Genomic DNA, 19,600 nt, shown 5'->3' on the forward strand with positions numbered 1-19,600 from the left:
GGGAAGCGACCCGGCCCGGTGGGGACTTGCGCGTCGGCGGCCCGGCCTCACCACCCGTGGCCACCGCCACCCGTGCTCAACTCCCCACGACCCGCCCGCTCACCTCGCCCAGGCCGATCCGCGTCCCGTCCGCCCCCGGCGCCCACGCCGACAGCGTCACCACGTCGCCGTCCTCCAGGAACGCCCGCTTCCCGTCCGGGAGTTCCAGCGGATCGCGGCCGTTCCAGGTCAGCTCCAGCAGGGAGCCGCGCTGGTTCTCGGCGGGCCCGCTCACCGTGCCGGAGGCGTAGAGGTCGCCGGTGCGCAGGGAGGCGCCGTTGACCGTGAGGTGGGCGAGCTGCTGGGCGGCGGTCCAGTACATGGTGGAGAAGGGCGGCTCGGAGACGACCTGGCCGTTGACGGCGACCGAGATGCGCAGGTCGTAGCCGCCGGGCTCGGTGCCGGAGTCGTCCAGGTAGGGGAGCAGGGGGTGCGTGCGCTCGGGAGGTGCCACGCGCGCGTGCTCCAGCGCGGCCAGCGGGGTGATCCACGCCGACACCGAGGTCGCGAAGGACTTGCCGAGGAAGGGGCCGAGGGGGACGTACTCCCAGGCCTGGATGTCGCGCGCGGACCAGTCGTTGAGGAGGCACAGCCCGAAAACGTGCTCGCGGAAGGCGGTCAGCGGCACCGGGACGCCCTGCGCGGACGGCGTGCCGACCACGAAGCCGACCTCCGCCTCGATGTCCAGCCGGACGGAGGGACCGAAGACGGGCTCCGGGTCGCCGGGGCCCTTGCGCTGCCCGGAGGGCCGTACGACATCGGTGCCGGAGACGACGACCGTGCCCGCGCGGCCGTGGTAACCGATGGGCAGATGCTTCCAGTTGGGGGTGAGCGAGTCCGCGGCGTCGGGGCGGAAGATGCGGCCGACGTTACGGGCGTGGTTCTCCGAGGCGTAGAAGTCGACGTAATCGGCCACCTCGAAGGGGAGATGGAGCCGGACCTCCGCGAGCGGGTGGAGGTGGGCCGCCACGACGGTGCCGTGGGCGGGGTCGGTGACCCAGGTGGTCAGCGCGGTGCGCACCCGCGACCACGCCTCGGGTCCGGCGGCGAGCAGTGTGTTCAGCGTGGGCCGCGCCAGCAGGTCCGCGTCCGGGGAGCCGAGCGCCGTGGCGACCGCGCCCGCGTCGAGCACCCGGTCGCCGAGCCGGACCCCGACCCTCCGTTCGGCGCCGTCGGAGGGCGAGAACACGCCATAGGGAAGGTTGTGCGGGCCGAAGGGGTCGCCCTCGGGGACGTCGAAGGGGGGCATGAGTGCCGCCTCACTCTCATCCGGACCGTGCCTGGTGTGGCCATCCATGTGGTCGGCCCACACGTTACGGCCGGGACAGCTGGATTGGCAGCACCCTCAACCGCGTTGACGAGCGGTTCCGTGGCCGTTTCGGACGGCCGCCACACAGTTGTCCGCCCCATGGCTAAAGAGTTCGCAATGTCCGAATAGCTCTTGTCGGAGGGAAGTGTTCCGGCTTAGCGTCCTTGGGGGACACGGGCGGGGTGGGTCCGGTCCAAAGGGGGGACACGTGGGGGGACGACCCGTGGCCGGAAGCCGCACGCCGGTCCAGGCGGACCGTGAAGTGCCCGGTCTCATAGTCAAGTTCGGCGGCTATCCGCTGCACCACGGCGGAGTCGGCGCGATCCGCAGCCTCGGCAGGCTCGGCGTGCCGATGTACGCGATCACCGAGGACGCCTACACCCCGGCCGCCGCCTCCCGCTATCTGAAGCGGGCCTTCGTCTGGCCGACCACCGGGGCCGAGGAACCGGAGCACCTGGTCGAGGGGCTGCTGCGGATCGGCCGCCGCATCGGGCGCCCCACGGTCCTGATCCCGACCGACGAAGAGGCCGCCGTCCTCATCGCGGAGCACCAGGACGCGCTGGCCGGACCCTTCCTCTTCCCGCGCGTGGAGGCCGCGCTGCCCCGCCGCCTCGCCAGCAAGCAGGGGCTGCACGAGCTGTGCCAGGAGCACGGGATCGCGACCCCGGTGACGGTGTTCCCGCGCTCGTACGCCGAGATAGCCGAGTTCGCGGAGCGGGCCCGCTTCCCGGTGGTGGCCAAGAACCGCGAGGCGTTCGTCCGGCGCAGCCGGCCCGCCGTGGGCGGCACCACCCGGATCGCCACCCGCGCGGGACTGCTCGACCTCGCCCGCGACTGGGGCGAGGACCCCGGCGTCATCCTCCAGGAGTATCTGCCGAGGGAGTCCGCCGAGGACTGGATCGTGCACGGCTGCTTCGACGCCGACGCGGGTCCGCTCGCGCTCTTCACCGGGGTCAAGGTGCGCTCCTGGCCGCCGCACGCGGGGATGACGGCGCACGCGTACGTCGTGGACAACCCCGAACTCGCGGACCTGGCCGCCCGGTTCATCAAGGAGATCGGCTTCAGCGGGGTCATCGACCTGGACCTGCGCTTCGACCGGCGCGACGGGCGGTACAAACTCCTGGACTTCAACCCCCGGATGGGCGCCCAGTTCCGGCTCTTCGAGAGCGAGTCCGGGATCGACGTCGTACGCGCCCTGCATCTGAATCTCACCGGGCGGCCCGTCCCCGAGGGCGCGCAGCGCTCCGGGAACCGGTATGTGGTGGAGAACATCGACCTGCCCGCGCTCCTGGCCTACCGCCGCAGCGGCTACACCACGCCGCACGCCCCGGCGCGGGCGAGCGGCACGGAACTAGCGTGGCTCGCGGCGGACGACCCGATGCCGTTCGTCACCATGCTGGCCCGCTTCGTACGGCCGGGCGCGAAGCATCTCTACGGGCTGTGGCGGACCAACCGGCGCGGTGGCGGCGGCACTTGATCCAGGCGGCGGCGACGCGAGCCGGTCCATGCGGCGGCGCTGATCCGCCGCGAGGCGACACGAGGGCAAGGTGCGGGCAAGGTGCGGGCAAGGCGCAGGTGACGCGCGAGGACAACGCGCGGGCAAGACGAAGCGGCAAGGCCACGAGGGTGGCGCGAACGCGTCCTGGGAGGGACTTCGTGATGCGACCGGTAGCAGTCGTCGGGGCGGGGCCGTACGGCCTGTCCACCGCGGCCCATCTGCGGGCGCGGGGGCTGCCCGTCCGTGTCTTCGGCGACCCCATGGTCAGCTGGCGCGACCACATGCCCGAGGGGATGCTGCTGAAGTCGACGCCCGCCGCCTCCAGTCTGGACTGCCCGCAGCCGGGGCACACCCTCGCGGACTACTGCGACGCGGCGGGGATCAGGCGGCTGGTCACCGACGAGGACATCATCCCGGTGGAGACCTTCATCGCCTACGGGCAGTGGTTCCAGCGCAAGCTGGTGCCCGGCCTGGAGCGGGTGCGGGTGGTCTCCGTGGAGCGGGCGCGGGGGAGCGGGGGCTTCGAGCTGAAGCTGGACTCGGGGGAGGCGTTCGAGGCGCGCGCGGTGGTGGTGGCGACGGGGCTTTCCGGGCTCGCCCATCTGCCCCCCGAGCTGGCGGGCCCGGCCTCTGGCGCCCTCGGCCCCGCCGCCCCCGTCTCGCATGTCTACGAGCACCATGACCTCGGCCGCTTCTCGGGCAAGGAGCTGATCGTCGTCGGCGCGGGGCAGTCCGCGCTGGAGACGGCCGCGCTGGCCGCCGAGGCGGGCGCCCAGGTGCGGGTGGTCTCGCGCGGCCGGGGCCGGGTGGCCTTCGGCGCCCCGCCCTGGGAGCAGCCCCGCCTGCGCCCCGAGTCGCCGTTCGGCCGCGCCTGGTCCCTGTGGGCGCTCAGCTACCACGCCGACCCCTACCGCTTCCTGCCCGACCCCGTCCGCCACCACCTCGTCCGCCGGGTCCTCGGCCCGCTCGGCGCGTGGTGGCTGCGCGACCGCTTCGAGGGAAAGGTCCAGGTCAAGGAGGTCCAACGGGTCGTCTCCACGGACGTCTCGGACGGCGCCCCGGTCCTCAAGGTCCTCACCCACGGCGGTCGCACCGAACACCTCACCGCCGACCACGTCATCGCCGCCACCGGCTACCGCGTCGACATCTCCGCGATGGACTTCCTGAGCCCCACCCTCCACACCCACCTCACCACCACCCGAGGCACCCCCTGCCTCGGCCCCGGCTACGTCTCCTCCCTCCCCGGCCTCTACTTCACCGGCCTCCCCGCAGCCTCCTCCTACGGCCCGGTGATGCGCTTCGTCTGCGGCACGCAATTCGCCTCCCCACGCCTGGCGAAGCACCTGGCTGCGGCACACGGCTGAGGGCCGCGGGGCCCCGGGCTCCGACGCGCCGGTCCGCCCCCGGGCAGCCACCGACCCCAAAGGCCCGCGTCACCGATAGCCACCGCCTGCGCCTTGGCAGCACCCCGGGTCGCGTCCGGTCACCTCGGTTCCGACCGCGCTGCGGCTGGCTGCTCCCGGGCCGCGCGGTCGTACCGGTTTCTCGCTCGCGTTTCGGTGGCAGGCTGCGGCGTCTCCCGGTCGCGCCCCGGCCGCGCGTCCCGGGTAGTCACCGGCTGCACCTCGGGTATGTCCGGGCATCCGCACCCGACCTTGCCGCGGCTGCGCTCGGGCACATACCGGCAGCGCCCTGGCCATACCTGGGGGAGCCCATGGGACTGCGCCTCGGTCGTGTTCCGGTGCCAGCCCGAGACCGTCACGGGTAGCCGCCGACTGCGCCCCGGCCGCGACTCGGCAGCTCCCGGGGCGCGTCCGGTCACCCGACCGGGCCGCCCCGAGGGCACCTTGGCCGCCCGAACCGCGTCCCGATAGCCGCTCGGTGGCGCCCGGTCAGGCCGCCCTCGACCGCGCTGCGGCAGGCTCCCGGCCGCACCGGGCTGCGTCCCGGGCAGCCGCTTGGCCGCACCTCGGACACGCGCCGGTAGCTCCTCCGGTCGTTTCCGGGTGGCCCCCGCCGGACCGTGTTGCGGCTACCTCCAGGTCACGTCCGGCTGCGTTTTGGCCGCATCGGGCAGCCGTCGGGCCGTTCTCGCTTGTGTTTCGGCGCCCGGCCGGGTCGTCTCCCGGTAGCGCGTCGGCCGCCCCGGTTGCGCCTGGCGGCCCGCACTTGACCGCGTTGAGACAGTCCCCGGCTGTGCTGGACAGCACCCCGGGGCCGACGCGAGCCGACCGGGTGCGGTCATGGCGTTGCCGCCAGGCGATCGGGCCGCGTCCGGAACCCGGTCGAGGTGCAGCCGTCATGGCGGCCTGGGGTGTCCCGGCCCCCGGGCGACCCGCGCCGTCACCCGACGACCGCGTGCAACTCCCGTACCCCGCCCATGAGTCGGAGACCCCCCGCGTCCGTATTCTCTGATCATGGCCGCACCTCCCCTTCCCGCACTCATCGCCACCGACCTGGACGGGACGCTGTTGCGTGGTGATGACACCGTTTCGGGGCGGTCGCGGGCCGCTCTGGCAGGGGCCGTGAGGGCAGGGGCGCGGCATCTGGTGGTGACCGGGCGGCCGGTGCCGCGGGTGCGGGGGTTGCTGGAGTCGCTGGGGGCGGGCGGGCTCGCGGTGTGCGGGCAGGGGGCGCAGGTGTACGACGCGGGGGCCGGGCGGATGCTGTGGTCCGTGCGGCTGGACCGGGAGCTGGCCGAGACCGCGCTCGGCAAGATCGAGGCGGAGGTCGGCCAGGTGTACGCCGCCGTCGACCAGGACGGGGTGGACGGGCTGACCCTGATCGAGCCGGGCTATCTGATGCCCCACCCGACGCTGCCCGCCGTACGGGTGGACCGGCGCGACGACCTCTGGCGCGCGCCCGTCAGCAAGGTGCTGCTGCGTCACCCCGGACTGTCCGACGACGAGCTGACCGAGGCCGCCCGCTCGGTCGTGGGCTCGCTGGCCACGGTCACCATGTCCGGGCCCGGCACCGTCGAACTCCAGCCCTGCGGCATCACCAAGGCCACCGGACTCGCCCTGGCCGCCGAACACCTGGGCCTCGGCCGCGCGGACACCATCGCCTTCGGCGACATGCCGAACGACATCCCCATGTTCCAGTGGGCCGCTCACGGCGTCGCCATGGCCAACGCCCACCGTGAACTGCGCGCGGTCGCGGACGAGATCACCCTCTCCCACGAGGACGACGGCGTCGCGGTCGTCCTGGAGCGGGTGTACGGGCTTCGGCCCCAGGGTCAGGAGAATCAGGAGAAGAAGGGGCGGGGCGCCCATAGGTGACCTCACCTACGGGCGCCCCGCCCCGGGAAACGTCCCCTACGGCCTAGTACGGGCCGTTGACGTTGTCGATCGAGCCGTACCGGTGCCAGGCGTAGTTGCACGCGGCCGTGATGTTCGCGACCGGGTCGTACGGGTCGAAGGAGGTGCCCGCCACGTGGTACGCGGTGAAGGTCGGGTCGATGACCTGGAGCAGGCCCTTGGACGGGGTGCCGTTGATGGCGTTGATGTCCCAGTTGTTGATGGCGAGCGGGTTGCCCGAGGACTCGCGCATCACGTTGCGGTGGATGCCGTTGTAGGTGCCCGGGATGCCCTTCTGGGCCATGATCGCGAGGGACTCGCGGATCCAGCCGTCGAGGTTGTTCGCGTACCCGGCCGGGGTGGTCGCGGCAGCCGGAGCGGCGGCGGGCGCGGCGGCCGGGGCGGCGGAGGCGCTGGTGGCACCGATGAACGGCAGCGCGAGCACGGCGGCACCGGTACCGGTGACGGCGAGCGTACGGACGATGCGCTGGGCGCGGGCACGGCGCGGCTGAGCGGCAGCAGTCATGACACGTTCCTCTCCGGCGCCTGCGAGGTGAGCTGTCGGGTTCGGGCGGGGAGGTGCCCGGCCGCTCACATCCGTGTCCGTCGGACACGAACGCTCCGTGCCCGATGGACACGAAGTCGCGGCTTCACCCCGAGCCGTTGCGGGGTCGACGCGCGTCGACCCATCCCGGCGGCCTACCTGGTTCCCCCGCTCCTGCCGTACGAAATGAGTTCGTCGAGTGGGTGTGTCGGGCCCGGCAGGATTCGGCGTCGCCCGACGGGCCGGAACGTATGCGAGAGCACATGTCCGGAACAAGTGCCGGATTCACATAAAGCCATGGTTGATCTTGACTTGCCCCAATTGGGGTACTTGATCCTTTGCGCTCGCGCACGCTCAACTGCCCCATGAAGCAAGGCGAGCGGGGTACTTGGGACCTGTCGGCCGCCCCGGTGTGTCTGGTGACCCAACTCACGAAACCGCAAAATACGCAAAGTCAGACATGGGCGATTAGGTGGATTTGATCCGTCTGTGGGTATTAGGGAGTGTCGGTCCGGTCGGGTGCGGAACCTCTGGGGTGGTCCCGTTCGTTGGAGAAGAGACCCCCCTCCGCATGGGGGTCGGCCGGACACCCGCCCGGCGCGCCGTCCGCCGACAGCAGGCACATCGTCCTGTTAAGTCGATGAATGTCCGTCCATGTCCGCAATAGAAGAAGACAACCGCTGTGACCCGATACCACCCGTGGTGGACCGGTGGGTGAGAGCGGTGATGCAAACGCGACCGGATACGCTGAGCCGAGTGATGGCAGCGACCTATCGACAAACCGTGTAGTCGCCAGCAGACACCAGCAGACAGGAGACCCCTCGTGACCGTCGGCGAGCCGTTCGGGCTGAGCGTGCGGGACCAGGCACTGGAAGCCGATGTCCAGGCCGGATTGACGGCTGTCGAGGAGGGCCTGCTAGAGGCCACCAAGAGCGAGGTCCCCTTCATCACCGGAGCCGCGCAGCACCTCGTGCGGGCCGGCGGCAAGCGGTTCCGTCCCCTGCTCGTGCTCCTCGCCGCCCAGTTCGGCGACAAGTACGCCCCGGGCATCGTGCCCTCCGCCGTCGTCGTGGAGCTGACCCACCTGGCCACGCTCTACCACGACGACGTGATGGACGAGGCCGCCGTGCGCCGCGGTGTGGACAGCGCCAACACCCGCTGGGGCAACTCGGTGGCGGTCCTCACCGGAGACTTCCTCTTCGCCCGCGCGACGCAGATACTGGCCGACCTCGGCCCGGAGGCCGTCCGCGTCCAGGCCCTCGCCTTCGAGCGGCTGGTCACCGGTCAGATAATGGAGACCGCGGGTCCGATGGACGGCCGCGACCCGGTCGAGCACTATCTGGACGTGCTCTCCGGCAAGACGGGCTCCCTGGTCGCCGTCTCGTGCCGGTTCGGCGCGATGATGTCCGGCGCCGACGAGACCGTGGTGGACGTGCTCACCCAGTACGGCGAGCGCCTCGGCGTCGCCTTCCAGCTGTGCGACGACGTCCTCGACATCGCCTCCGACACCCGGGAGTCCGGCAAGACCCCGGGCACCGACCTGCGCGAGGGCATCCCCACGATGCCGGTGCTCCGGCTGCGCGAGCGCGCCGCCCGGCTCGGCGACGCGGAGGACGTCGCGCTGTGCGAGCTGCTCGACTCCGACCTCACCGACGACACCCGGCACGCCGAGGCGCTGGCCGCGCTCCGGTCGCACCCGGCCCTGGAGCAGGCCCGCCGCGACGCCGTGCGGTACGCGGAGGAGGCCCGCGCCGCGCTGGCCCCCCTCAAGGACTGCACGGCCAAGGCGGCCCTGCTGGAACTGTGCGACGCGGTGGTGCACCGCACCGGCTGACCGGGCAGACGTACGACAGGGGGCGGTGCCGCCCGTACGACCCCTACGGGTCGGGCGGGCAGGACCGCCCCCTGCGTCATACCGCAGGTGTACGCCGAGTTGGCTCCGTGGACTGACGTGTTCACGCGGCCGATTTGGTCTGATGGTGACCACGGAAACCACCACTGCTCACCGATTCGGGTGAGAATGGCGGCTGGGTGGATTATCGCGAGGGGCAGCCGCCGCCGACCACGGAGGTAAGGCACACATGGCACCGTACGCATCCGACGACACCAGGGGCACCGCACCGGACGAGAACCCGCGCGCCCGCCGTCGCAAGGCCGTCCGGTACGTCGTTCCGGTCGCGGTGACGGGGGTGGCCGCGGCCACGATCGGCCTGGTCCCGGCACTCGCCGACACCGGTGACCCCGATCTGCCGAAGATCAGCGCACAGCAGCTCGTGGAGAAGATCGCCCGCTCGGACGTCCAGCGGCTGTCCGGCACGGTGAAGATCAGCACCGACCTCGGTCTGCCGGACCTCGGCGGTCTGGAGAACGGCCTGGGCTCCGGCTCCGGCGGTCACGACGGCTCCTCCGCCGACCCGAGCAGCAAGCTCACCGAGCTGGCCTCCGGCACCCACACCCTGCGCGTGGCCGCCGACGGCCCGGACAAGCAGAAGCTCTCGCTGCGCGAGCGCGGCGCGGAGTACAGCCTCATCCACAACGGCAAGGACGTCTGGGGCTACGACAGCGGCAGCAACGAGGTCTTCCACGGCACCGCCGAGCAGCACGGCAAGGAGCGCGAGGACGACCGCCACGGCACGCCCCAGGACTTCGCCGAGAACGCCCTGAAGGCGGTGGACGACACCACGTCCGTCACCGTGGGCGGCACCGAGCGGGTCGCCGGGCGCGACGCCTACAAGCTGCTGATCAAGCCCAAGCAGCAGGGCAGCACCGTCGGCGCGGTCACCATCGCGGTGGACGCGAAGACGGGGACGCCGCTGAAGTTCACGCTCACCGCGAAGAGCGGCGGCAAGCCCGTCGTCGACACCGGCTTCACCCAGGTCTCCTTCGCCAAGCCCGCCGCCTCCACCTTCGACTTCACCCCGCCCAAGGGCGCGAAGGTCACCGAGGAGAAGGACTCCGGCAAGCGGGAGCACGCCGGGGGTCCGGGCGCGCTGTTCGGCGGCGCGGCCGAGGGCGGCAAGGTCATCGGCAAGGGCTGGACCAGCGTCGCCACCTTCGACACCGGCGCCAAGGGCGGGATGCCCTCCGGCTCGGCGGGCGGCTTCCTCGGCTCGCTCGGCGACCAGGTCACCGGCGACTTCGGCAAGGGCACGGTCTTCTCCACCCGCCTGGTCAACGCCCTGATCACCGACGACGGCAAGGTCTACGCGGGCGCGGTCACCAAGCAGACCCTCCTGAAGACGGCCGACGCCGAGAACTGACGGGTCCGCTTCCGCGGAGGACGAGCATGACTGGGGAGCCGATGAACGAGCCGTCCTCCGCGGAAGCGCCCGGGAGATCCGAGGCCGGTTCTTCGGCCTGGTCCGGCGCCGGTCCGGTGATCGCCACCCAGGGCCTCACCAAGCGCTACGGCGGTCAGCTCGCCGTGGACGGACTCGATCTGACCGTCCCGGCGGGCAGCGTCTTCGGCTTCCTCGGGCCCAATGGCTCGGGCAAGACCACGACCATCCGGATGCTGATGGGGCTGATCGAGCCGACCTCCGGTACCGCCCAGGTGCTCGGCCGCCCGATGCCCCGCGCCGGCCGGGCCGTCCTGCCGCAGGTCGGCGCGCTCATCGAGGGCCCGGCTCTCTACGGCTTCCTCTCCGGCCGCGACAACCTCCTGCGCTACGACGCGGCCGACCCCACCGCCGACCCCCGCACCCGGCGCGCCCGCGTGGCCGCCGCCCTCGACCGGGTCGGTCTCGCCGCCGCCTCCGGGAAGAAGGCGAGGGCGTACTCGCTCGGGATGAAGCAGCGCCTCGGTCTCGCCGCCGCCCTGCTCCAGCCGCGCCGTCTGCTGGTCCTGGACGAGCCGACCAACGGCCTCGATCCCCAGGGCATGCGGGAGATCCGTACCCTCGTGCGCGAGCTGGCCTCCGACGGCACCACCGTCTTCCTCTCCTCCCACCTCCTGGACGAGATCGAGCAGGTCTGCACCCACGCGGCCGTGATGAACCGGGGCCGTCTGGTCGTCCAGGGCGCGGTGGCCGAGCTGGCCGCCGGGGCGCACGGACGGCTCGTGGTGAGCACCCCGGACCCGGCGGACGCCGCCCGGGTGCTCAAGGAACAGGGCGTCGCGGACGTGGCCGTCGAGGGCGAGCGGGTGACCGGCGCACCGCCCGCGCGGGACCTCGCCGAGATCAACGCGGCCCTGGTGACGGCGGGCGTCCGGGTCCGCGGCTTCACACTCGAACGCGCCTCGCTGGAGGACGCGTTCGTGGCACTGACCGGAGAGGGCTTCGATGTCGCGGGCTGAGCCGACGTACCCCGTCCCCCGGGCCCCGCGCCCGCTGTGGACGCTCGGGCTGCTGCGCAGCGAGCTGGTGATCACGGTGCGCCGCTGGCGTACCCTCGTGCTGCTCGCCGTACTGGCGGCCGTACCCGTACTGATCGGGATCGCGGTGAAGGCCGAGACCAGCGACGGCGGCTCGGCCGGGGGAGGCGGCGGCGGACCGGCCTTCCTGTCGCAGATCACCAACAACGGCCTGTTCCTGGTGTTCACGGCGCTGGCCGCGACCCTGCCGTTCTTCCTGCCGATGGCCGTCGGGGTCGTCGCCGGGGACGCGATCGCGGGCGAGGCGAGCGCGGGCACCCTGCGCTATCTGCTGGTCGCCCCGGCGGGCCGCACCCGGCTGCTGCTGACCAAGTACGCGACCGTCGTGGCCTTCTGTCTGCTCGCCACGCTCGTCGTCGCCGTCACCGCGCTGATCGTCGGGGCGCTGCTCTTCCCGCTGGGCGACGTCACCACCATCTCCGGCACCCGGATCTCCTTCGCCGACGGCATCGGCCGCGCCCTGCTGATCGCGCTGGTCGTGGCCGCCTCCCTGACCGGCGTGGCCGCGCTCGGCCTGTTCGTGTCGACGCTGACCAACAGCGGGATCGCGGCGATGGCGACCACGGTCGGCCTGCTCATCACCGTCCAGATCCTCGACCAGCTGCCCCAGCTGCACGCCCTCCAGCCGTACTTCTTCTCCCACTACTGGCTGTCCTTCGCCGACCTGCTGCGCGACCCGGTCCCCTGGGAGGACGTGGGGCGCAACCTCGGCCTCCAGGGGCTGTACGTCGCGGTGTTCGGCGCGGCGGCGTGGGCGCGGTTCACCTCGCGGGACATCGAGGCGTAGGACTTACGGCGCGCGGGCCTCGGGCGTACGGGCTCAGGCGTACGGGTTCAGGCGTCCTGGTGCGGGAAGCGCGCGAGGGGCGCCTCGCCCGCGAAGAAGGTCTTGGCGCGGGCCAGCGCGTCGGTGTCCTTGCGTACGTCGCCGGGCGCGCTGCCGTTGCCGAGCAGGACGCCGCCGAACCTCATGCCCATGTACGCGGCCGAGTTGTTGAGCGTGCCCACCAGCGGGTCGGCGACCGAGGGGTTCGCGCCCGCGAGCGCGGTGACGCCCCACAGGGTGCGCCCGGCCATGTGCTCCTTGAAGCCGAGCCCGGGGATGCGCAGCCAGCCCGACCAGTGGTCCAGGTAGTGCTTGGTGAGGTACGAGACCGAGTACCAGTACAGCGGCGAGGCGATCACCACATCCGTGGCCGCGAGGGTGGCGTCCAGCAGCCGTCCGGCCGGGGTGTCCGAGGCGGGCCGTACGTGATCGCTGTCGTGCCGCAGATCGGTGAACTCCGGCAGCGTCAGCTCGGACAGCCGCAGCCACTCCCGCTCCGTGTCGGAGGGGAGCTGCTCGGCGGCGGCGCGGGCCAGGAACTCGGTGTTGCCCTCGGTGCGGGCACTGCCCAGAACGAAGACGAAGCGGCGGTTCATGGTTCTCCCGGGGTGGTGGCGGGCGGCTTCCTCGATACAGTCGCCAGCATTTTATGCACACACACTTATTCCCGGGGCGGCCTTTCCGCGCGGCTGATGCGAGGCTGTGACGCGCTGGTGACGGCCCGGCCGAGGAGGGCCCGGCACACTGGCAGACAGGAGGCGTACGGCCGGACGGCGGCGCCGGGGGAGTGAGGGAACGATGTCCGGACTGAGTCTGGAGAAGAAGCGCACGGTCTCGATCCCGGCGGCGCGGAAGGCACCTGCCGAACCGATTCAGCAGACCGAACCGGTCCCGGCCGCCAGCCGCTTCGACACCCTGGCCGAGGAAATCCTCTCCGACTCCCTCACCGGCCCCCTGGCCCCGATCGCCGAGGCGATCCGCGACGGCCGCACCACCCAGGCGGCGTCCCTGGCGTCCCGGACGATCGCCCACGCGGCCCGAGTCCTGGGCCCCCGCCACCCCGAGGTCCTGACCCTGGGTGAACTCACGGCCTACATCGCCTACTTGACCGGCGACGTCCGCCACGCCTGCGAACTCTCCCTCAACCTCGCCTACCGCCACCGCGAATCCACCGACCCCACCGCGGCCTACGCCAACGTCCTCAGCGCGTCCACCGCCTGGCGAGCGATCCCGGACCCGTCTGTGGCCCTCCCCCTGGGCCACACCCTGACCACCCTCTGGACCCTCCTGACCACAGAACCGGGCCCGGCGTCGACGGACGACCCACATCTGCTGGAGTCGGCCCGGGGGCGTCTGCCGCGCCTGGCGGCGCGAGCGCGATCCGCCGGGGGCCCGGCCTAGCCCCTCGGCCGGCCGGTGCCGCCAGGAGCGAGCGGATGGGCGGCATGCCGGTTCCCATGGGGCCAGTTGCCAGGGCCTTGAGGACACTCGGAAGTCGGCAGCAGGTTCATGCGGAACAGATCCGCGCGCCTAGCTCACGCAGAACTCGTTGCCCTCCGGGTCCGCCAGGACCACCCACTCGCCCGCCGGTTCGGAGACCTCGCGCAGGACGCGGGCGCCGAGGGTTTTCAGGCGGGTGATCTCCTCGGCGCGGTGGTCGGGGCCGGGGTGGAGGTCGAGGTGGAGGCGGTTCTTCCCCGTCTTCGGTTCGGGGACGCGCTGGAAGAGGAGGCGGCGGCCGAGGCCGGTGCCCGTGGCGGGGTCGTACGGGTCGTCGGGGTGGCGGACGCCCACGAGGTCACGGAAGGCGGGACGACCGTGGTACTCCACGGTGGCCTCGCCGTCGAGCGCCCCGAAGGACAGCAGCCGTTCGATCAGCGCGCTGTTGTCCTCGGGCTCGTACCGCAGGGCGGCGGCCCAGAAGTCGGCCTGCGCATGCGGGTCGGCCGCGTCGATGACGAGCTTCCAGTGCAGCGGGGCGGGGGAGGGGTTCGTCATCCCTCACTTATAACCGCAGGGGCGGCCGGGCGCCGGGTGATCGACGGAACGGTGCGTCGCGGCGCCCCTCGGGGAAGGTCGGGCTCTCCCCGGAATCCCGGTGGCTCAGGGCTCCGCCGTGGCCGCCTCGGCCGGAGTCGTGGCCGCCGTCGGCACGGCCGCGGCCGACCGGGCCACCACCCGGGCTCGCCGTGCGGAGCGCATCGCGTTCCAGGTCAGGAGGATCAGGGCGAGCCAGACCAGGGCGAAGCCTGCCCAGCGCTCGGGGGGCATTTCCTCGTGGAAGTAGAGGATGCCGAGGATGAACTGGAAGACGGGGGCCAGGTACTGGAGGAGGCCGAGGGTGGAGAGGGGGACGCGGATCGCCGCCGCGCCGAAGCAGACCAGGGGGAGGGCGGTGACGATGCCGGTCGAGGCGAGGAGCGCGGCGTGGCCGGGGCCCTCCGTGGTGAAGGTCGCGCCGCCGTGGACGGAGAGCCAGATCAGGTAGGCCAGCGCGGGCAGGAACTGGATCGCGGTCTCGGCCGCCAGCGACTCGACACCGCCGAGGTTGACCTTCTTCTTCACCAGCCCGTAGGTGGCGAAGCTGAAGGCGAGACAGAGTGAGATCCACGGCGGGTGGCCGTAGCCGACGGTCAGCACCACCACCGCGGCGAAGCCCACCCCGACCGCCGCCCACTGCACCGGCCGCAGCCGTTCCTTGAGCAGCAGCACGCCCATCGCGATGGTCACCAGCGGGTTGATGAAGTACCCGAGGGACGCCTCCACCACGTGCCCCGCGTTCACCGCCCAGATGTAGACACCCCAGTTCACGGTGATGACGGCGGCGGCCAGCGTGATCAGCGCGAGGCGGCGCGGCTGCCGCAGCAGCTCACCGGCCCACGCCCAGCGCCGTACGAAGACCAGCGCGACCGCGACGAAGACGAGGGACCACACCATCCGGTGGGCCAGGATCTCCATCGCCCCGGCGGGCTTCATCAGGGGCCAGAACAGGGGGACCAGGCCCCACATGCCATAGGCCGCGAAGCCGTTCAGCAGACCTATTCGGTGCTCACCCTTGGACGTCCCGGCCACGGGCCCCTCCTTCTCGCATTCCAGCCACGCGAGAAAGAAGGTAGCGCCGCCCCGGGCCGCGTGTCATGTCCGTATCGCCATACGGTCATGACACACGGCCGGGAAGAACCTTCACCCCTTCAGCGCCGCCTCGATCGCCACCGCCAGCGGCGTCGTCGGGCGCCCGATCAGGCGCGACAGCTCCCCGCCGGAGACCACCAGATCGCCCCGCTCGATCGCCTGGTCCACCTCGGTGAACACCGCCACCAGCGGCTCCGGCAGCCCCGCGCCGGTCAGGATCGTCTCCAGCTCCGGCACGGAGACCGACCGGTAGACGATCTCCCGCCCGGTCGCCCGGCTCAGCTCCGCCGCGTACTCGGCGAAGCTCCACGCCGTGTCGCCGCCCAGCTCGTACGTCGAGTTCTCATGGCCCTCGCCGGTCAGCACCGCGACCGCCGCGGCGGCGTAGTCGGCGCGCGCGGCCGAGGAGACGCGGCCGTCGCCCGCCGCCGCGACCACCGCGTCATGCGCGAGGACCGGCGCCAGGTTCTCGGTGTAGTTCTCGTGGTACCAGCCGTTGCGCAGCAGCGAGTACGGCAGCCCGGAGGCGAGCAGCGCCTTCTCGGTGGCCCGGTGCGGGGCGGTGAGCCGTACGTTCAGCGTGCCCGGCGCGCTGGTGTACGCGAGCAGCGCCACCCCCGCCGCCCTGGCCGCGTCGATGACGACCTGGTGCTGGACCGCGCGGTCCTTGGTGATCTCGTTGCCCGAGATCAGCAGCACCTTGTCGCCCTCGGTGAAGAGACCGTCGAAGGTCTCGGGGGTGTTGTAGTCCGCGACGGCGATCCGCACCCCGCGCGCGGCGAAGTCGGCGCCCTTCGCCTCGTCCCGCACGACGGCGGTGAGCTCCCCGGCGGGGACCTTCTCCAGCAACTGCTCCACGACCAGGCGGCCGAGGTGTCCGGTGGCTCCGGTGACGACGATGCTCATGGGATGCGCTCTCCTTGGGGCTGGCAAGCAGCGGTCGGTATGACACTCACCCTAGGAGCGGCACTAACCAAGTGAAAGTACCCACTTTGAAGTAAGGTACTGGCATGGCAGTAAGTGACATGGCGGAGGCCGAGGCCCTGTGCCCGTACCGGCTGGTCCTGGAGCACGTCACCAGCCGCTGGGGCGTCCTCGTCCTGATCGAGCTGCTGGACCGCTCCTACCGTTTCGGCGAGCTGCGCCGCGCCATCGACCGGTGGAACGGCCGGGGCGTCAGCGAGAAGATGCTCACCCAGACCCTCCAGACCCTGGAGCGCGACGGCCTGGTCCACCGCGACGCCCGGCCCGTCATCCCGCCCCGCGTCGACTACTCCCTCACCCCGCTCGGCCGCGAGGCCGCCGAACAGGTCAGGTCGCTGGCCCAGTGGACCCACGACCGCATGGAGCGGGTGGACGAGGCGCGCCGGACGTATGACGAGGCCCGGGCCACGTCCGCCGCCCGGGCCTCGTAGCACCGGTGACCCTCAGCCGATGACCGTCCAGCTGTCCCCGCCCGCGAGCAGCGCGGCCAGGTCGCCCTTGCCCCGCTGTTCGATCGCGGTGTCGAGCTGGTCGGCCATGAGCGTGTCGTAGACCGGCCGCTCCACCGAGCGGAACACCCCGATCGGGGTGTGGTGCAGGGTGTCCGGGTCGGCCAGGCGCGAGAGGGCGAAGGCCGTGGTGGGGGAGTCGGTGTGGGCGTCGTGGACGAGCAGGTCCGCCTCGTTCTCCGGGGTGACGTCGACGACCTTCAGGTCACCGGTCGCCCGGTCGCGCACGACGCCGCGCTCACCGTCCGCGCCGCCGAAGCGCACCGGCTGCCCGTGCTCCAGGCGGATCAGGGCCTCCTCGGCGCGCTGCTTGTCCTTGAGGGCGTCGAAGGCGCCGTCGTTGAAGATGTTGCAGTTCTGGTAGATCTCGATCAGCGCGGTGCCGGGGTGGTCGGCGGCCTGGCGCAGGACCTCGGTGAGGTGCTTGCGGTCGGAGTCGATCGTGCGGGCCACGAAGGACGCCTCCGCGCCGAGCGCGAGGGAGATGGGGTTGAAGGGCGCGTCCAGGGAGCCCATCGGCGTCGACTTGGTGATCTTGCCCAGCTCGGAGGTCGGGCTGTACTGGCCCTTGGTCAGGCCGTAGATCCGGTTGTTGAACAGCAGGATCTTCAGATTGACGTTGCGGCGCAGCGCGTGGATCAGATGGTTGCCGCCGATGGAGAGGGCGTCCCCGTCGCCCGTGACCACCCACACGCTCAGATCCCGCCGGGAGGCGGCGAGTCCGGTCGCGATGGCCGGGGCGCGGCCGTGGATGGAGTGCATCCCGTAGGTGTTCATGTAGTAGGGGAAGCGGGAGGAACAGCCGATCCCCGAGACGAAGACGATGTTCTCCTTCGCCAGGCCCAGCTCCGGCATGAAGCCCTGGACGGCGGCGAGGATCGCGTAGTCACCGCAGCCCGGGCACCAGCGCACCTCCTGGTCGGACTTGAAGTCCTTCATGGACTGCTTGGCCTGCGCCTTGGGGACCAGCTGGAGCAGCCCGTTGCCCGGGTCAGTCATCGATGGCCTCCTTCAGCGCGGTGGCAAGCTGTTCCGCCTTGAACGGCATCCCGTTGACCTGGTTGTAGGAGCGGGCGTCCACCAGGTACTTCGCCCGGATCAGGGTGGCGAGCTGGCCGAGGTTCATCTCGGGGATCACCACCTTGTCGTAGCGCGCCAGGACCTCGCCCAGGTTGGCCGGGAAGGGGTTGAGGTGACGCAGATGGGCCTGGGCGATCGGCACACCGGCCGTGCGCAGCCGCCGTACCGCCGCCGTGATCGGGCCGTACGTCGAGCCCCAGCCCAGCACCAGCGTGCGGGCGCCGTCCTGCTCGTCCACCCGGAGGTCGGGGACCTCGATGCCGTCGATCTTGGCCTGGCGGGTGCGGACCATCAGGTCGTGGTTGGCCGGGTCGTAGGAGATGTTGCCCGTGCCGTCCTGCTTCTCGATGCCGCCGATGCGGTGCTCGAGACCGGGCGTGCCCGGGATCGCCCAGGGGCGGGCCAGAGTCAGCGGGTCGCGTGCGTACGGCCAGAAGACCTCGGTGCCGTCCTCCAGGGTGTGGTTCGGGCCCTGGGCGAACTGCACGGTCAGGTCCGGGAGTTCGTCCGGCTCCGGGATGCGCCAGGGCTCCGAGCCGTTGGCCAGGTAGCCGTCGGAGAGCAGGAACACCGGGGTGCGGTAGGCCAGCGCGATCCGGGCCGCCTCCAGCGCGGCGTCGAAGCAGTCGGCCGGGGTTCTCGGCGCGACCACCGGGACCGGGGCCTCGCCGTTGCGGCCGTACATCGCCTGGAGCAGGTCGGCCTGCTCGGTCTTGGTCGGCAGACCGGTGGAGGGGCCGCCGCGCTGGATGTCGACGATCAGCAGCGGGAGTTCGAGCGAGACCGCGAGTCCGATCGTCTCGCTCTTGAGCGCCACACCAGGGCCGGAAGTGGTGGTCACGGCGAGGCTGCCGCCGAACGCCGCGCCCAGCGCCGCGCCGATCCCCGCGATCTCGTCCTCCGCCTGGAAGGTCCGCACACCGAAGTTCTTGTGCTTGGACAGCTCGTGCAGGATGTCGGAGGCCGGGGTGATCGGGTACGAGCCGAGGAACAGCGGCAGTTCGGCCTGCCGGGAGGCGGCGATCAGGCCGTAGGCCAGGGCGAGGTTGCCCGAGATGTTGCGGTACAGACCCGGCGGGAAGGCGCGGGCGGCCGGGGCCACCTCGTAGGAGACGGCGAAGTCCTCGGTCGTCTCGCCGAAGTTCCAGCCCGCGCGGTACGCGGCGATGTTGGCCGCCGCGATGTCCGGCTTCTTGGCGAACTTGGTCCGCAGGAACTTCTCGGTGCCCTCGGTGGGCCGGTGGTACATCCAGCTCAGCAGCCCAAGCGCGAACATGTTCTTGCTGCGCTCGGCCTCCTTGCGGGAGAGGTCGAACTCCTTCAGGGCCTCCACCGTGAGCGTGGTGAGCGGCACCGGGTGCAGCTGGTAGCCGTCCAGCGAGCCATCCTCCAGCGGGTCGCCCGCGTAGCCGACCTTCTGGAGGGCGCGCTTGGTGAATTCGTCGGTGTTGACGATGATCTCGGCGCCGCGCGGCAGATCGCCGATGTTGGCCTTCAGGGCGGCCGGGTTCATCGCGACCAGGACGTTCGGCGCGTCGCCCGGGGTGAGGATGTCGTGATCGGCGAAGTGGAGCTGGAACGAGGAGACACCCGGCAGGGTGCCCGCGGGGGCACGGATCTCGGCGGGGAAGTTGGGGAGGGTGGAGAGGTCGTTGCCGAAGGACGCGGTCTCGGAGGTGAAGCGGTCGCCGGTGAGCTGCATTCCGTCACCCGAGTCCCCCGCGAACCGGATGATCACCCGGTTCAGGCGCCGCACGTCCTTCGCGCCGCCCGGTGTGTGCTGCTCTCCCACGACCGTGTCGTCGGCCGGTTCCGCTGGGCTGCTGACCTGGCTGGTCACTGAACTGGACCTCCTTCGAGGCGGCTGTTCATGGGCGGCCGTCCCACCGGCCGTCCAGGATCAACCCTACGTCGGTTAGGGTCGCCTTCCGAGGCCATCCACATGGTGGACGGCTCCCCGGGACGGCCTCGGCGGGCTGACAGTCCATGATTTCCCGTCCCGGCCGGG

General features: G+C 71.7%; 17 protein-coding genes and 1 riboswitch. Of the genes, 9 read left to right on the plus strand and 8 right to left on the minus strand.

The window, feature by feature from the left end; translation table 11 throughout:
* Positions 1 to 76 precede the first annotated feature (76 nt).
* Complete coding sequence (gene fahA, locus B079_RS0100665; protein WP_018543846.1) at positions 77 to 1,288, minus strand: fumarylacetoacetase; 1,212 nt, start codon at positions 1,286 to 1,288, stop codon at positions 77 to 79.
* 268 nt (positions 1,289 to 1,556) lie between these two features.
* Here fahA and B079_RS0100670 point away from each other — a divergent pair, with 268 nt between their 5' ends.
* From B079_RS0100670 to B079_RS31095, 3 genes are all read left to right on the plus strand, one after another.
* Complete coding sequence (locus B079_RS0100670; protein ID WP_234016723.1) at positions 1,557 to 2,825, plus strand: ATP-grasp domain-containing protein; 1,269 nt, start codon at positions 1,557 to 1,559, stop codon at positions 2,823 to 2,825.
* 179 nt (positions 2,826 to 3,004) lie between these two features.
* Positions 3,005 to 4,210: an FAD-dependent oxidoreductase gene (locus B079_RS0100675; RefSeq protein WP_026248225.1), complete on the plus strand. Its 1,206-nt coding sequence runs from the start codon at positions 3,005 to 3,007 to the stop codon at positions 4,208 to 4,210.
* Between the two features lie 1,053 nt (positions 4,211 to 5,263).
* Complete coding sequence (locus B079_RS31095) at positions 5,264 to 6,124, plus strand: Cof-type HAD-IIB family hydrolase (protein WP_051094930.1); 861 nt, start codon at positions 5,264 to 5,266, stop codon at positions 6,122 to 6,124.
* 43 nt (positions 6,125 to 6,167) lie between these two features.
* Here the strand turns inward: B079_RS31095 and B079_RS0100685 are convergent, their stop codons facing one another.
* Positions 6,168 to 6,668, minus strand: coding sequence for a transglycosylase SLT domain-containing protein (locus B079_RS0100685; RefSeq protein ID WP_018543850.1), 501 nt, complete (start codon positions 6,666 to 6,668; stop codon positions 6,168 to 6,170).
* A gap of 2 nt (positions 6,669 to 6,670) precedes the next feature.
* A riboswitch (cyclic di-AMP (ydaO/yuaA leader) is annotated at positions 6,671 to 6,894 on the minus strand.
* Between the two features lie 615 nt (positions 6,895 to 7,509).
* Between B079_RS0100685 and B079_RS0100690 the strand changes: the two genes are divergently transcribed.
* From B079_RS0100690 to B079_RS0100705, 4 genes are all read left to right on the plus strand, one after another.
* Positions 7,510 to 8,520: a polyprenyl synthetase family protein gene (locus B079_RS0100690; protein ID WP_018543851.1), complete on the plus strand. Its 1,011-nt coding sequence runs from the start codon at positions 7,510 to 7,512 to the stop codon at positions 8,518 to 8,520.
* Between the two features lie 247 nt (positions 8,521 to 8,767).
* Positions 8,768 to 9,946, plus strand: coding sequence for a LolA family protein (locus tag B079_RS0100695; RefSeq protein ID WP_018543852.1), 1,179 nt, complete (start codon positions 8,768 to 8,770; stop codon positions 9,944 to 9,946).
* A 41-nt stretch (positions 9,947 to 9,987) separates the two neighbouring features.
* The gene (locus B079_RS0100700) at positions 9,988 to 10,983 is read left to right on the plus strand and encodes an ABC transporter ATP-binding protein (RefSeq protein ID WP_018543853.1); all 996 of its coding nucleotides are present in this window, start codon (positions 9,988 to 9,990) and stop codon (positions 10,981 to 10,983) included.
* On the plus strand, positions 10,970 to 11,848 hold the full coding sequence (locus B079_RS0100705; protein WP_018543854.1) for an ABC transporter permease: 879 nt from the start codon (positions 10,970 to 10,972) through the stop codon (positions 11,846 to 11,848). Before B079_RS0100700 ends, B079_RS0100705 begins: the two co-directional genes overlap by 14 nt.
* Before the next feature lie 47 nt (positions 11,849 to 11,895).
* On the opposite strand, the gene B079_RS0100710 is transcribed toward B079_RS0100705, so the two are convergent.
* The gene (locus tag B079_RS0100710) at positions 11,896 to 12,483 is read right to left on the minus strand and encodes a flavodoxin family protein (protein ID WP_018543855.1); all 588 of its coding nucleotides are present in this window, start codon (positions 12,481 to 12,483) and stop codon (positions 11,896 to 11,898) included.
* Between the two features lie 202 nt (positions 12,484 to 12,685).
* Between B079_RS0100710 and B079_RS31100 the strand changes: the two genes are divergently transcribed.
* Complete coding sequence (locus tag B079_RS31100; RefSeq protein WP_018543856.1) at positions 12,686 to 13,288, plus strand: hypothetical protein; 603 nt, start codon at positions 12,686 to 12,688, stop codon at positions 13,286 to 13,288.
* Between the two features lie 129 nt (positions 13,289 to 13,417).
* Here B079_RS31100 and B079_RS0100720 read toward each other — a convergent pair whose 3' ends face one another.
* The 3 genes from B079_RS0100720 to B079_RS0100730 form a co-directional block, all read right to left on the minus strand.
* On the minus strand, positions 13,418 to 13,885 hold the full coding sequence (locus B079_RS0100720; RefSeq protein ID WP_018543857.1) for a VOC family protein: 468 nt from the start codon (positions 13,883 to 13,885) through the stop codon (positions 13,418 to 13,420).
* A 105-nt stretch (positions 13,886 to 13,990) separates the two neighbouring features.
* Positions 13,991 to 14,959: an EamA family transporter RarD gene (rarD, locus tag B079_RS0100725; RefSeq protein ID WP_018543858.1), complete on the minus strand. Its 969-nt coding sequence runs from the start codon at positions 14,957 to 14,959 to the stop codon at positions 13,991 to 13,993.
* A gap of 111 nt (positions 14,960 to 15,070) precedes the next feature.
* Positions 15,071 to 15,925, minus strand: coding sequence for an SDR family oxidoreductase (locus B079_RS0100730; protein WP_018543859.1), 855 nt, complete (start codon positions 15,923 to 15,925; stop codon positions 15,071 to 15,073).
* Between the two features lie 104 nt (positions 15,926 to 16,029).
* Here B079_RS0100730 and B079_RS0100735 point away from each other — a divergent pair, with 104 nt between their 5' ends.
* Complete coding sequence (locus tag B079_RS0100735; protein ID WP_026248226.1) at positions 16,030 to 16,434, plus strand: winged helix-turn-helix transcriptional regulator; 405 nt, start codon at positions 16,030 to 16,032, stop codon at positions 16,432 to 16,434.
* A 12-nt stretch (positions 16,435 to 16,446) separates the two neighbouring features.
* Here the strand turns inward: B079_RS0100735 and B079_RS0100740 are convergent, their stop codons facing one another.
* Together B079_RS0100740 and B079_RS0100745 are read right to left on the minus strand one after the other, a co-directional pair.
* A complete protein-coding gene (locus tag B079_RS0100740) occupies positions 16,447 to 17,511 on the minus strand; it encodes a 2-oxoacid:ferredoxin oxidoreductase subunit beta (protein WP_018543861.1) in 1,065 nt (354 codons plus the stop codon).
* Positions 17,504 to 19,432 carry a 2-oxoacid:acceptor oxidoreductase subunit alpha gene (locus B079_RS0100745; RefSeq protein ID WP_018543862.1) on the minus strand — a complete coding sequence of 643 codons (1,929 nt, stop codon included), beginning with the start codon at positions 19,430 to 19,432 and terminating at the stop codon, positions 17,504 to 17,506. The genes B079_RS0100740 and B079_RS0100745 overlap by 8 nt, the downstream gene beginning before the upstream one ends.
* Positions 19,433 to 19,600 lie beyond the last annotated feature (168 nt).

Origin of the sequence: Streptomyces sp. LaPpAH-108 (assembly GCF_000373625.1) — a bacterium.
Taxonomy (GTDB): domain Bacteria; phylum Actinomycetota; class Actinomycetes; order Streptomycetales; family Streptomycetaceae; genus Streptomyces.

Excerpts from the sequence above, each read along its gene's own strand:
- fahA (WP_018543846.1), bottom strand. The coding sequence starts at position 1,288 with ATGCCCCCCTTCGACGTCCCCGAGGGCGACCCCTTCGGCCCGCACAAC.
- B079_RS31095 (WP_051094930.1), top strand. The coding sequence starts at position 5,264 with ATGGCCGCACCTCCCCTTCCCGCACTCATCGCCACCGACCTGGACGGG.
- B079_RS0100685 (WP_018543850.1), bottom strand. The coding sequence starts at position 6,668 with ATGACTGCTGCCGCTCAGCCGCGCCGTGCCCGCGCCCAGCGCATCGTC.
- B079_RS0100695 (WP_018543852.1), top strand. The coding sequence starts at position 8,768 with ATGGCACCGTACGCATCCGACGACACCAGGGGCACCGCACCGGACGAG.
- B079_RS0100700 (WP_018543853.1), top strand. The coding sequence starts at position 9,988 with ATGAACGAGCCGTCCTCCGCGGAAGCGCCCGGGAGATCCGAGGCCGGT.
- B079_RS0100705 (WP_018543854.1), top strand. The coding sequence starts at position 10,970 with ATGTCGCGGGCTGAGCCGACGTACCCCGTCCCCCGGGCCCCGCGCCCG.
- B079_RS0100710 (WP_018543855.1), bottom strand. The coding sequence starts at position 12,483 with ATGAACCGCCGCTTCGTCTTCGTTCTGGGCAGTGCCCGCACCGAGGGC.
- B079_RS31100 (WP_018543856.1), top strand. The coding sequence starts at position 12,686 with ATGTCCGGACTGAGTCTGGAGAAGAAGCGCACGGTCTCGATCCCGGCG.
- B079_RS0100720 (WP_018543857.1), bottom strand. The coding sequence starts at position 13,885 with ATGACGAACCCCTCCCCCGCCCCGCTGCACTGGAAGCTCGTCATCGAC.
- B079_RS0100730 (WP_018543859.1), bottom strand. The coding sequence starts at position 15,925 with ATGAGCATCGTCGTCACCGGAGCCACCGGACACCTCGGCCGCCTGGTC.
- B079_RS0100735 (WP_026248226.1), top strand. The coding sequence starts at position 16,030 with ATGGCAGTAAGTGACATGGCGGAGGCCGAGGCCCTGTGCCCGTACCGG.
- B079_RS0100740 (WP_018543861.1), bottom strand. The coding sequence starts at position 17,511 with ATGACTGACCCGGGCAACGGGCTGCTCCAGCTGGTCCCCAAGGCGCAG.